This is a genomic window from Pantoea sp. PGP6, from assembly GCF_053474785.1.
This window is the reverse complement of sequence record NZ_JBQBMA010000001.1, coordinates 515,081-527,245: the sequence shown is the minus strand read 5'-3', so window position 1 is coordinate 527,245 and position 12,165 is coordinate 515,081. Positions and strand designations below refer to the sequence as shown.

General features: G+C 55.6%; 11 protein-coding genes and 3 tRNA genes. 7 read left to right on the top strand and 7 right to left on the bottom strand.

Going from position 1 to position 12,165, the window contains the following annotated elements; genetic code table 11:
- Nucleotides 1–270: 270 nt before the first annotated feature.
- The 4 genes from ACLIBF_RS02555 to orn form a co-directional block, all read right to left on the bottom strand.
- Nucleotides 271–346: transfer RNA gene (locus tag ACLIBF_RS02555), tRNA-Gly, on the bottom strand.
- Nucleotides 347–370: 24 nt separating this feature from the next.
- Nucleotides 371–446 (bottom strand) — tRNA-Gly (locus ACLIBF_RS02550).
- Between the two features lie 24 nt (nucleotides 447–470).
- A tRNA-Gly gene (locus tag ACLIBF_RS02545) sits at nucleotides 471–546 on the bottom strand.
- 154 nt (nucleotides 547–700) lie between these two features.
- Nucleotides 701–1,249 (bottom strand): oligoribonuclease, encoded by a 549-nt coding sequence (gene orn, locus ACLIBF_RS02540; protein ID WP_031375106.1) that lies wholly within the window; start codon nucleotides 1,247–1,249, stop codon nucleotides 701–703.
- Between the two features lie 101 nt (nucleotides 1,250–1,350).
- On the opposite strand from orn, the gene rsgA reads away from it, so the two are divergent.
- From rsgA to mscM, 3 genes are all read left to right on the top strand, one after another.
- Nucleotides 1,351–2,400 carry a small ribosomal subunit biogenesis GTPase RsgA gene (gene rsgA / locus ACLIBF_RS02535; RefSeq protein ID WP_069729031.1) on the top strand — a complete coding sequence of 350 codons (1,050 nt, stop codon included), beginning with the start codon at nucleotides 1,351–1,353 and terminating at the stop codon, nucleotides 2,398–2,400.
- A gap of 212 nt (nucleotides 2,401–2,612) precedes the next feature.
- Nucleotides 2,613–3,512, top strand: coding sequence for an archaetidylserine decarboxylase (asd, locus tag ACLIBF_RS02530; RefSeq protein WP_031375108.1), 900 nt, complete (start codon nucleotides 2,613–2,615; stop codon nucleotides 3,510–3,512).
- Between the two features lie 14 nt (nucleotides 3,513–3,526).
- On the top strand, nucleotides 3,527–6,859 hold the full coding sequence (gene mscM, locus ACLIBF_RS02525) for a miniconductance mechanosensitive channel MscM (protein WP_279810021.1): 3,333 nt from the start codon (nucleotides 3,527–3,529) through the stop codon (nucleotides 6,857–6,859).
- 46 nt (nucleotides 6,860–6,905) lie between these two features.
- Here the strand turns inward: mscM and mdh are convergent, their stop codons facing one another.
- Nucleotides 6,906–7,844: a malate dehydrogenase gene (mdh, locus tag ACLIBF_RS02520; protein ID WP_069729029.1), complete on the bottom strand. Its 939-nt coding sequence runs from the start codon at nucleotides 7,842–7,844 to the stop codon at nucleotides 6,906–6,908.
- A gap of 431 nt (nucleotides 7,845–8,275) precedes the next feature.
- Here mdh and argR point away from each other — a divergent pair, with 431 nt between their 5' ends.
- From argR to yhcN (ACLIBF_RS02500), 4 genes are all read left to right on the top strand, one after another.
- Nucleotides 8,276–8,746 (top strand): transcriptional regulator ArgR, encoded by a 471-nt coding sequence (gene argR, locus ACLIBF_RS02515; RefSeq protein WP_031375110.1) that lies wholly within the window; start codon nucleotides 8,276–8,278, stop codon nucleotides 8,744–8,746.
- A 488-nt stretch (nucleotides 8,747–9,234) separates the two neighbouring features.
- On the top strand, nucleotides 9,235–9,498 hold the full coding sequence (yhcN, locus tag ACLIBF_RS02510) for a peroxide/acid stress response protein YhcN (protein ID WP_031375112.1): 264 nt from the start codon (nucleotides 9,235–9,237) through the stop codon (nucleotides 9,496–9,498).
- Nucleotides 9,499–9,593: 95 nt separating this feature from the next.
- Complete coding sequence (locus ACLIBF_RS02505) at nucleotides 9,594–9,866, top strand: YdgH/BhsA/McbA-like domain containing protein (RefSeq protein ID WP_031375113.1); 273 nt, start codon at nucleotides 9,594–9,596, stop codon at nucleotides 9,864–9,866.
- A gap of 100 nt (nucleotides 9,867–9,966) precedes the next feature.
- Nucleotides 9,967–10,230, top strand: coding sequence for a peroxide/acid stress response protein YhcN (gene yhcN, locus ACLIBF_RS02500; RefSeq protein ID WP_031375114.1), 264 nt, complete (start codon nucleotides 9,967–9,969; stop codon nucleotides 10,228–10,230).
- Between the two features lie 53 nt (nucleotides 10,231–10,283).
- Here the strand turns inward: yhcN (ACLIBF_RS02500) and ACLIBF_RS02495 are convergent, their stop codons facing one another.
- Together ACLIBF_RS02495 and ACLIBF_RS02490 are read right to left on the bottom strand one after the other, a co-directional pair.
- Nucleotides 10,284–10,553 carry a barstar family protein gene (locus tag ACLIBF_RS02495; RefSeq protein ID WP_031375115.1) on the bottom strand — a complete coding sequence of 90 codons (270 nt, stop codon included), beginning with the start codon at nucleotides 10,551–10,553 and terminating at the stop codon, nucleotides 10,284–10,286.
- Nucleotides 10,554–10,608: 55 nt separating this feature from the next.
- Nucleotides 10,609–12,060 carry an NAD-dependent succinate-semialdehyde dehydrogenase gene (locus ACLIBF_RS02490; protein ID WP_046289275.1) on the bottom strand — a complete coding sequence of 484 codons (1,452 nt, stop codon included), beginning with the start codon at nucleotides 12,058–12,060 and terminating at the stop codon, nucleotides 10,609–10,611.
- Between the last annotated feature and the right edge of the window lie 105 nt (nucleotides 12,061–12,165).

Below are 12,165 nucleotides of genomic sequence, written 5' to 3'. Positions count from 1 at the left end.
TAAGGCTGATAACGCAGGTAAATAACAATCTGAAATATTTTCATATTGTTAATTATCAACTATTTACCGAAAAGTTGTGTTTATTTAATAATGAGTCTATCGCTTCGGTTAACAGATAAAGCTGTGGATAACTCTGTTCAAAAGCATTTTACAGATCGGGGAATAAGGCGTAGATGAGGGCATGCAGCGCTGTGGATAACCTTCTGGAAACTATCCGGGCCTGCAACAATTAATAACCTGATAATTACTTAATAGGGTCTGACGTAAAACTGGAGCGGGAAACGAGACTCGAACTCGCGACCCCGACCTTGGCAAGGTCGTGCTCTACCAACTGAGCTATTCCCGCATAGAAGGGCACTGCTAAAAAATCTGGAGCGGGAAACGAGACTCGAACTCGCGACCCCGACCTTGGCAAGGTCGTGCTCTACCAACTGAGCTATTCCCGCAAAGAGAGTACTGCTAATTAAATCTGGAGCGGGAAACGAGACTCGAACTCGCGACCCCGACCTTGGCAAGGTCGTGCTCTACCAACTGAGCTATTCCCGCGCCTTGTACCGTTAATAAATTCTTCACCGGTACGGGGTGCGCATTATACGAGAAATCGTTGCTGCTGCAAGCCTCTGAAAGCAAAATTTTGCGCTTTCAGCGCGATTGCCGATTAAAGCAGCAATCTGTCGATTTCCTGCGCACCCGTTGTCGATTAAAGCTGCAAGAAGTGCTCACGGTAGTAAGCCAGCTCCGCCACTGACTCGCGGATGTCATCCAGCGCCTGGTGCGAACCGCTCTTTTTAAAGCCGGGCAGGATATCGGGCTTCCAGCGGCGCGCCAGCTCTTTCAGCGTGCTGACGTCCAGATAGCGATAGTGGAAGTAGGCTTCCAGCTCAGGCATGTATTTGAACAGGAAACGCCGATCCTGACCAATGCTATTACCGCAAATCGGCGAGGTGTTGGCCGGTACCCACTGCTGCAGGAAGGCAATGGTCGCCTGCTCCGCCGCCCGATCGTCAATCTGGCTCGCCTTCACCCGCTCCACCAATCCGCTGTTGGTATGGGTGCGAACATTCCAGTCATCCATCAGCGCCAGTTGCGCATCGGACTGGTGCACCGCCATCACCGGGCCTTCCGCCAGGATGTTTAAACTGGCGTCCGTTACCAGGGTGGCAATCTCAATAATACGATCGCGCTCCGGATCCAGTCCGGTCATCTCAAGATCAATCCAGATCAGATTCTGTTCATTTCCAGTAGCCATGCTGTTTCCTGCGGTTGCTGTAGTCGTCATTCAGGATGAATAAGGTGTATCATAGACGTTTTGCCCAGCCGGGCGAAATCTGGCTAACGCTGTGAGGGTGAGTGAGCAAAAATAAACTGTCGAAGGGCCAACAACGTCGCGTAAGCGCTAACCACGATCGCCGTCTCAACCAACGCAGAGAGCGTCCGGATGCGGATGATAATCTGTTTGGTGAAACTGCAGATGGGGTCGTTGTCAGCCGTTTTGGCATGCACGCCGATGTCGAGGACAGCGCAGGCGTCGCCCACCGCTGCAATATTCGCCGCACGATCCGCTCGCTGGTAACCGGCGACCGCGTGATGTGGCGTCCGGCGCTGAGCGGCGGTAAAGGCATTGTCGAGGCGGTACATGAACGCACCAGCGTGTTAACCCGTCCCGATTTTTATGACGGCGTGAAACCGATCGCCGCCAATATCGATCAGATCATTATCGTGTCGGCGATCCTGCCGGAACTGTCGCTTAACATCATCGACCGCTATCTGGTCGCCAGCGAAACGCTGGATATCGAACCGCTGCTGGTGCTGAACAAAACCGATCTGCTGGATGATAAGGCGCGCGCTTTTGTTGATCAGCAGATGGATATTTATCGCGAGATTGGTTATCGGGTGGTGATGGTTTCCAGCCGGGCGAAAAACGGCCTTGATGAGCTGGAAGCGGCGTTAACTGACCGCGTCAGCATCTTCGCCGGCCAGTCTGGCGTCGGCAAATCCAGCCTGCTGAATGCTCTGCTCGGCCTCGATAAAGAGGAGCAGGTCGCCATTCTGACCAATGAAGTGTCGGATGGCTCCGGACTGGGCCAGCACACCACCACCGCCTCGCGCTTGTACCACTTCCCGCACGGCGGCGATGTGATCGATTCGCCAGGGGTACGTGAGTTCGGTTTATGGCACCTTGAACCGGAACAAATCACCCGTGGATTTGTCGAATTTCGGGCCTACCTCGGCGATTGCAAATTCCGTGACTGTAAGCATGGCAGCGATCCCGGCTGTGCGATCCGTGAAGCGGTAGAGCAAGGTAAAATCAACGTTTCCCGTTTTGATAACTACCACCGCATTCTGGAAAGCATGGCGCAGGTAAAAACGCGTAAAAATTTCCCTGACGGCGATAGTTAACCGGTATAACCGCGTCCTGACCTCAGAGTTTCATCCGCCGCGCGGCGCGACCTACAGCAAAGGGTCGCCGGGCCACAGTGCCACGCGCGGATCGGCCTGCGGCCGATGATTCGCCGCGCGCCATAAATCGGCTATAGTCGCCATCTGACCGGGGCGCTGCTACAATCCGCTCCCTTTTTTATCAACGTCATGAAAATAGCCAGGAGGCTAAGGTGTTTGATCGTTTGAAACTCGGCTTGAATCATATTCTCCCGAAGAAATGGCTGACTGAACTCGCCGGTTGGGGCGCCAGTCGCCGCGGTGGTTGGTTGACCAAACTGGTCATTGACATCTTTGTCTGGTTTTACAAAGTCGACATGGCGGAAGCGCGCAAGCCTGACACCGCCAGCTATCGCACCTTTAACGACTTCTTCGTCCGTCCGTTAAAAGACGATGCGCGTCCGGTAGATGCTGACGCCAACCTGATCGCCCTGCCCGCTGATGGCGCAATCAGCCAGCTCGGCCACATTGATGGCGACCAGATTTTCCAGGCGAAAGGTCATCACTACACGCTTGAAGCCCTGCTGGCCGGTAATGAGCAGATGGCCGCCCGCTTTGTCGACGGCGAGTTCGTGACCACCTATCTGGCACCGCGCGACTATCACCGGGTGCATATGCCGTGCAACGGCATCCTGCGTGAGATGATTTACGTACCTGGCGATCTCTACTCGGTTAATCCGCTGACCGCGCGCAATATTCCTAACCTGTTTGCCCGTAACGAGCGCGTTATCTGCTATTTCGAAACCGATATCGGACCGATGGTGCAGATTCTGGTCGGTGCCACCATTGTCGGCAGCATCGAGACGGTGTGGGCCGGTACCATTACGCCGCCGCGTGAAGGGGTAATTAAGCGCTGGCATTATCCGGCGGCCGATGATGAAGGGGCGGTGGTGCTGCTGAAAGGCCAGGAAATGGGCCGCTTTAAGCTGGGCTCAACCGTTATCAACCTGTTCGCACCTGGCCGGGTTAAACTGGCTGAAAGCCTCGAAGCTGAGAGCAAAACCCGTCTGGGTCAACCGCTGGCGATTGCCCTGCCGGTAGCAACAGACGTTTCCGACGTTATCGTCGACTAAGTTGAGTATCTCCTGTGCGTTCGATTCTCCTCCTGCTGCTGAGCCTGTGGCTCAGCAGCCCGGCCCTTGCGGCCAGCCTGCCTGACGCCAGCCAGCTTAAACAGCAACTGGAAGAGACTAAAGCTGCCAAAAGCTCACCGGCCCAGGCGGAACAAATCCAGTCGATTGAAGCAGCGTTAAACTTCCTCTCTGAACGTGATGACTCGCTGGAGCGCGCCGCGCAATACCAGCAGGTTATTGACGATTTTCCGCGTCTGGCACGCGAGTTACGCCAGCAGATCGCCACGATCGGCGACAGCGCGAAAACCGTGCGCAGCAACATGAGCAGCGCCGAACTGGATCAGGAGATTCTGCAGGTCAGCAGCCAGCTGCTGGAAGAGGGTCGCCAGGCGCAGCAGGAGCAGGATCGGGCGCGGGAGATCAGTGACTCACTGTCGCAGTTGCCGCAGCAGCAGACCGAAGCACGCCGCGCTATGACCGAGAGTGAGCGTCGTTTGCAGGGTGCCAGCAACAGCACTTCGCCGCAGGGCCAGCTACAACTGGCGGCGCGTCAGGCGGAAAATGCCGCCAATAAAGCGCGCGTCGATGAGCTGGAACTGGCGCAACTCTCCGCCAACAATCGTCAGGAACTGGCGCGGATGCGGGCCGAAGTGCACCAGCGTAAGGCTGCCCAGCTGGATAACTATCTGCAGGCACTGCGCAATCAGCTCAACGATCAACGTCAGCGTGAAGCCGAACTGGCGCTGGCGCGTACCGAACAGCTGGCCGAAAACAGTGGTGATTTGCCACCGGCAATCAGCGATCAATTCCGCATTAACCGCGATCTCTCCGTCGCCCTGAATCAGCAGGCGCAGCGGATGGATCTGGTGGCGTCGCAGCAGCGGCTGGCCACCAATCAAATTATTCAGGTGCGTCAGGCGCTCTCTACCCTGCGCGAGCAGTCCCAGTGGCTGGGTGCGTCCAATCTGCTGGGCGAAGCGTTGCGCGCCCAGGTGGCGCGCCTGCCGGAAATGCCAAAGTCTCAGCAGATTGATAATGAGATGGCCCAGTTACGGGTTCAGCGTCTCTCCTATGAAGATCTGCTGGAGCGCCAGGAGGCGCTTCGTAAGGGTCACCAGGCCGATGGCCAGCCCTATACCAGCGAGCAGAAGCGCATCCTTGATGCCCAGCTTCGTACCCAGCGCGAACTGCTTAACTCGCTGATCTCCGGTTGCGATACCTTGATCCTGGAGATCACCAAGCTGAAGGTCGGCAATACACAGCTGCAGGATGCGCTGACCGAAGTGAAAGATGCCACCCACCGTTATCTGTTCTGGACCGCCGACGTCAGCCCGATCGGCCTGAGTTACCCGCTCGATCTGGCTAAGGATCTGTCACGCCTGCTGTCGCTGGATACGCTGGGCCAGCTCGGCAAAGCGATGGCAATGATGTTTACCAGCCGCAGCACCGTGCTGCCGATCATTGGCGCCCTGCTGCTGGTCGGCTTTAGCATCAGCTCACGGCGTCACTTCAATGCCTTCCTTGAACGCTCCGCCAGCAAAGTCGGCAAAGTGACGCAGGATCGCTTCCGGCTGACCATCCGTACTGTTTTCTGGTCGATTCTGGTGGCGCTGCCGCTGCCGGTGTTGTGGGGGACGCTGGGTTATGGTTTGCAGAACGCCTGGCCCTACCCGATTGCGGTCGCCATTGGCGACGGGATTACCGCTACGCTGCCCCTGCTGTGGGCCTTTATGATCAGCGCCGCCTTTGCCCGCCCCAACGGTCTGTTTATCGTTCATTTCCGCTGGCCGCAGAATCGCGTGGCGCGCGCCATGCGCTATTACTCCCTGAGTATCGGGCTGATTGTGCCGCTGATCATGCTGTTAATCGCCTTCAGCAATCTGGAAGATCGCCAGTTCTCCTCGTCACTGGGACGTCTCTGCTTCATTCTGATCTGCGGCGCGATCAGCATCGTCACCGTCAGCCTGAAACGCGCCGGTATTCCGCTCTATCTGGATAAAGAGGGCAACGGCGACAACATGGTCAACCGCATGTTGTGGAACCTGATGATCGCCATGCCGCTGATGGCAGCCCTCGCCTCGGCGATCGGTTACCTGGCGACGGCACAGGCTTTGCTGGCAAGGCTGGAAACCTCGGTAGCCATCTGGTTCCTGCTGCTGGTGATCTATCACATCATCCGCCGCTGGATGTTGATTCAGCGTCGTCGTCTCGGCTTTGACCGCGCCCGTCAGCGTCGTGCTGACATGCTGGCTAACCGTGCGCGCAGCGAAGAAGAGAAAGAGCAAGGCGCACAAAATACCGACGCGATTGAAATCGAAGAGCCGGTAATCGATCTGGATGCCATCAGTGCCCAGTCACTGCGGCTGGTGCGCTCAATCCTGACGCTGATTGCGCTGGTGTCGGTGATCGTACTGTGGTCGGAGATTCACTCCGCGTTCGGCTTTCTGGAGAATATTCAGCTGTGGGATGTCAGCACCTCGGTGCAGGGCGTGGAGTCTATTCAGCCGATCACGCTGGGGTCGGTGCTGATCGCGATTCTGGTGTTTATTATCACTACTCAGCTGGTGCGTAATATGCCGGCGCTGCTGGAGCTGGCACTGCTGCAGCACCTTAACCTGACGCCCGGTACCGGCTACGCCATCACCACGCTGACCAAATATCTGCTGTTGCTGATTGGCGGGCTGATTGGCTTCTCGCTGATCGGCATTGAGTGGTCGAAGTTGCAATGGCTGGTGGCCGCGCTGGGTGTCGGACTGGGTTTTGGTTTGCAGGAAATTTTCGCCAACTTTATCTCGGGTCTGATCATCCTGTTTGAGAAACCGATTCGCATCGGCGATACCGTCACCATTCGCGAGCTGACCGGCAGCATTACCCGCATCAATACGCGCGCTACGACCATTACCGACTGGGACCGCAAAGAGATCATCGTGCCGAATAAGGCCTTTATCACCGAGCAGTTCGTTAACTGGTCGCTGTCAGATTCGGTGACGCGCGTGGTGCTGACCATTCCTGCGCCAGCGAAGGTGAGCAGTGAACAGGTGACCACCATCCTGAAACAGGCTGCTGAACGCTGCAGCTATGTACTGGATACGCCGCCGCCTGAGGCGTTTCTGGTCGATTTACAGCAGGGGATCCAGCTGTTTGAACTGCGCGTGCATGCAGCAGAGATGGGACATCGCATGCCGCTGCGTCACGAACTGCATCAGCTGATTCTGAGCGGATTTGAGCAGCACGGCATTGAGATGCCGTTCCCGCCATTCCAGATGCGGATGGAAACACTGGGCAAGAAGCTGCCGGCCAGCAATGGGGCACCGGCCGCACGCGCCTATAAATCGGGCGGCCTGTAAACGACAACGCCCGGCTTAGCCGGGCGTTGTTGGGTTTACGCGGTGATTACTGCTTCACGAACGTTTCGCCCTGCTCAATATCTTTCTTCAGCGTCTCCAGCATACCGTTCAGCGCCTGCTGCTCGAATGGGCTCAGGCTACCAATCGATTTGCGTTCGGCAATGCCATTTTTGCCCAACAGCAGCGGCTGTGAGAAGAAACGCGCATATTCGCCGTCCCCTTCAACATAAGCACACTCCACCACGTTGGCCTCGCCGTTAAGCGCCCGCACCAGCGATAAACCGAAGCGTGCCGCAGCCTGACCCATCGACAGCGTAGCAGAACCGCCACCGGCTTTGGCCTCTACCACTTCGGTCCCGGCATTCTGGATGCGTTTAGTGAGATCAGCCACTTCCTGCTCGCTGAAGCTGACGCCTGGCACCTGCGACAACAGCGGCAGGATGGTCACGCCGGAATGGCCGCCGATAACCGGTACCTCAATCTCACCCGGTTGCTTGCCTTTTAACGCCGCGACAAAAGTATTGGCGCGAATGATATCCAGCGTGGTAACACCGAACAGCCGATTTTTGTCGTAGACGCCGTGTTTTTTCAGGACTTCAGCCGCAATCGCCACCGTGGTATTGACCGGGTTGGTGATCACGCCGATTAACGCTTTTGGCGCGGTGGTCGCCACCTGATCAATCAGGTTGCGCACAATGCCAGCGTTAACGTTGAACAGGTCGGCGCGGTCCATACCGGGCTTACGTGCCACACCGGCGGAGATCAGTACCACATCGGCACCCTGCAATGCTGGCGTGGCGTCTTCTCCACTAAATCCCTTGATAGCCACCGCAGTAGGAATATGGCTGAGATCGACGGCAACGCCCGGCGTTACCGGCGCGATGTCATACAGTGAAAGTTCTGAACCTGCGGGAAGCTGGGTTTTGAGTAGAAGTGCGAGCGCCTGGCCTATGCCGCCAGCGGCACCGAGTACGGCAACTTTCATTCTTAACTCCTTATTAAGGTGGGGCAGAGAAGAGCCGGAATTCCATCTGTGTCAGACCTTAATCAACAGCTCAGGTGATGACGCGTATCCGTTGTTAATTCTACGTATTTTCACACGTGATCTCCGGATTCAAAAGTTACATATCATCTTAATACCTGAATGACCGACAACTTTGCCGTCGGCAGACAGAGAACGGCTACGTGCGTTTTCTGTTACTACACCACCAATAATATAACAACTTTGCAACCTTCGCCTTTCGGTGCTGTGACAGGGGTTTTGGTCTGAGACGATTTCTTTGCTATTATCGCCGCCCGCTAGCCGCCCGAACCCTGCTCATCAATCAACCGATTGCATAAAAATGCATTTAAATGCATAATCACCACTCTGCCGCGGGCGGATGTGCGGTTATTCCCTCTATTTATTGGTAACCTATGCGAAACCCATCGAAACAAGACGATCTGATCAAGGCTTTCAAAGCCTTATTAAAAGAAGAAAAATTCAGTTCCCAGGGCGAAATCGTTCAGGCGCTCCAGGATGAAGGCTTCGAGAACATTAACCAGTCAAAGGTTTCTCGTATGCTGACCAAGTTTGGCGCGGTACGCACCCGCAATGCCAAGATGGAGATGGTTTACTGCTTGCCCGCCGAGCTTGGCGTGCCTACCACCACCAGCCCGTTAAAAAACCTGGTTCTCGACATCGATTACAATGATGCGCTAGTGGTGATTCATACCAGCCCAGGCGCTGCGCAGCTGATTGCGCGCCTGCTCGACTCACTGGGTAAATCGGAAGGCATCCTCGGCACCATCGCTGGCGATGACACCATCTTTATCACCCGCGCGCGCGACTTTACGGTTAAGCAGCTGCACGGGGCGATTCTTAACCTGTTTGAACAGGAACTCTGATAACAGAGCGGTTGATCGGGCCTCACGCGACCGTTCAACCGCCCTTTCTGCTCGCCCTGCCACTTACCCTGCCCTATTCTCCAGTAGATCAAACAGTTAATCCGAACTCTGTCCTGCTTTCGCCAATGCGAATATTGGTCATACCTTTTGGTCTGCTTAACCTTTTGCGGTATTTTACACTGCTTTACATCACCACTCTGGCGACATTACCCAGATCTAAATCAAAGACCAGTCTGATCGACCACGTATTTTCGCACAAAAAGATAAAGTGATTTATCTGCCTGTTTTTGCAATAAAAAACAGCGAAAAGGTCATTTTTCCGCCGTTTTTTATAACGTTGAGTTATTAAAAGTAGCCATAAGGATAAAGAATCACAAAAAAACATTATTAGCGGGGTATTAATTTCTTCCGTTATTAGTTCTATACTTCTTTTCGTGATGCAAATCACACCAACTAAAAAGATAAAAATTGACGACGAGGAAAAATACATGAACGTAAAAACTACTATCGCAACCCTGAGCATTCTCTCTGCCCTCTCTTTTGGTGCTGTAGCAGCAGAATCTGTCACCGCTGCGCAGGCGCAGGATCTGCAACCGGCGGGTACCATTAGCGTCAGCGGCGTAGCGGGCTCACCGATGGAAATTAATCAGCAGCTGAGCGAAAAAGCCGATCAGCAGGGTGCAAAAGCCTACCGCGTGATTGAGGCTTACAACAACGGTAACTATCACGCTACCGCCCGTCTGTACAACTAAGCCCAGCGCAACCCAATATCGCCAGCAGCCCACTTTTTGACGCGCGGTTATGCGCCTCGGTGGGATGAGGCAACACAGTTTCAGGAGAGTTGATCATGAAAACTACATTTGCTATTGCCGTACTCAGTCTGGCCTCCGTGTTCTCAGTCGGTGCCAGCGCAGCCAGCCTGGTCTCAAACCAGCAGGCACAGAGCCAGAATCTGCAACCGATGAACCAGACCATCAGCGTCAGCGGTCGGGACGGCGATCAGACCAATATCCGTCAGGTCCTGTCTGAGAAAGCCGATGCTCAGGGTGCCAGCCACTATCGCATCATCGAAAACAACCAGGACGACACCTATCACGTCACCGCTGAGCTGTATAAATAATTAACCGTTATGACGCCGTGAAAGGCGCATGAGAGACAAGAGTCGACGACCCGCTTCTTCTTTTCACCGCAGGTTGTTGAACGTATTGAGGAGACGAAAAATGAAAATCAAAACAACCATCGCTACAGTCAGCCTGCTTTCCGTTATGGCGTTCGGCGCATCTGCCGCGCAGCTGGTAACCGGCGAGCAAGCGCAGAATCTGCAGCCTGCGGGCACCGTAACCATCAGCGGTACAGCGGGTGCCCCCATGGATTATCGCGCTGAGCTGTCTCAGAAAGCCGATGAACAGGGTGCCAGCGCTTATAAAGTGATTGAAGCGCGCACCGGTGATAACTATCACTTCACCGCTCAGCTGTATAAGTAATTCCTCGTCAGATTTATGACGAACCCTTTGGCCCCGCTCGCCGGGGCCCTTTTTCATCTGACGTTAAAATGCAGCTGGCCTTCCAGCTCCTCTTCCGCTTCATCAAATAGCAGAATCAGCGCGCCATAACGTCGTCGCTGCCCTTTCCCCAGGTTCACAAACTCAATTTCCAGCGGCATCGGCAATGATTCGCCAGTGACCACATCCCATAATCCATCCAGGTCGCAGATCCGCCGCTCCTCCAGCGCAAAGCGCTCGCTGAACTGGCGAAAGAAGTGGGCCTGATCGACGATCTCATTGAAATCAAAACGCTCGGTTTTCATGCTGACGGCTCCCATCCTCCGTCTGCGGGCGACCCGCGCCGCCCGTTCATATCCGCTAGCCCAAACCGCCCAGGTGCAGCGCTTTGACCTCCAGATACTCTTCCATGCCCAGCACTGAACCTTCGCGGCCCAGGCCAGACTCTTTCACGCCACCAAACGGCGCCAGTTCGGTCGATACGGCACATTCATTAATGCCGATCATGCCGCTTTCCAGCGCGGCAGAGACGCGGAATACCCGCTGCAAATTCTGGGTGTAGAAGTAGGCCGCCAGACCGAATGGCGTGTCGTTGGCACGGCGGATCACCTCATCTTCTTCATCAAAACGGAAGCAGGCGGCGACCGGGCCAAAGGTCTCTTCCTGCGCCAGCTGCATCTCTTCGTGCGCCTCGGTAATTACCGTTGGTTGCCAGAAGTTGCCGCCCAGCGCGTGGCGTTCACCGCCTGCCAGCAGTTTACCGCCTTTGGCGACCGCGTCCTGCACGTGCTGCTCCACTTTTTCCAGCGCAGAGGCTTCAATCAGCGGCCCGACGATCACCCCTTCGTCCATGCCGTTGCCGACTTTCAGCTTGTTCACTTCCTCTGCCAGCTGGCGAGTAAAACGGTCATAGATGGCGTTATGAATGTAGAAGCGGTTAACGCTGACGCAGACCTGGCCAGCATTTCGGAATTTGTTAGCGATGGCGCCCTGCACCGCCGCATCAATGTCCGCATCCTCGAACACGATATAAGGCGCGTTGCCTCCCAGCTCCATTGAAACCTTTTTCATGGTTTCTGCGGCATTGCGCATCAGCAGCTTGCCGACCGCTGTCGAACCAGTGAACGAGATTTTACGCACGGCTTTACTGGCCATGATGGCGTCGCTGATGGCATGCGTATCACCTGCCACCGCGTTGAGCACACCATCCGGCACGCCCGCCTGTTTCGCCAGCGCCAGCAGTGCGAAGGCCGAGAGCGGCGTATTATTCGCCGGTTTGATGATGCCGGTACAACCCGCTGCCAGCGCCGGACCCAGCTTGCGGGTCAGCATCGCCATCGGGAAATTCCACGGCGTGATAGCGGCGACGACGCCAATCGGTTCACGCGTTGCCAGGATACGGGAACCCGGTTTGGCTGGTGGGATAATTTCCCCGTTGGCGCGTTTTGCCTGTTCAGCAAACCACTGGATAAAGCTGGCGGCATACTCGACTTCGCCTTCCGCCTCTTTCAGCGGCTTGCCCTGCTCGGCAGTCATCAGCTGGCCCAGCCAGCGTTTGTTCTCAATCATCAGCTGATACCAGCGATAAAGGATCTCAGCGCGCGCTTTGGCCGTCCGGGCACGCCAGCCGGGGAATGCCCGTTCGGCGGCAGCAATCGCCTGTTCGGTTTCTGCTTTGCCCGCTTTAGCGACCTGCGCGATCACCTCGCCGGTGGCGGGATTGGTGACGTCAAAAGTGGTGGAGGTGCGATGCCATTGACCATCGGCTAAATAGCCAGTCTGGAATAGTTCGCTTGATTGCAGTGATGTCATTGATTCGCTCCTGTCATTTTATCCTTCCGTCCGAAGAGTATAGTTGGCAAAAGCGACAGGTTTTGTGACGGGATGGCATTGAGCAGGCCGCTGCGGCGGGCAGCG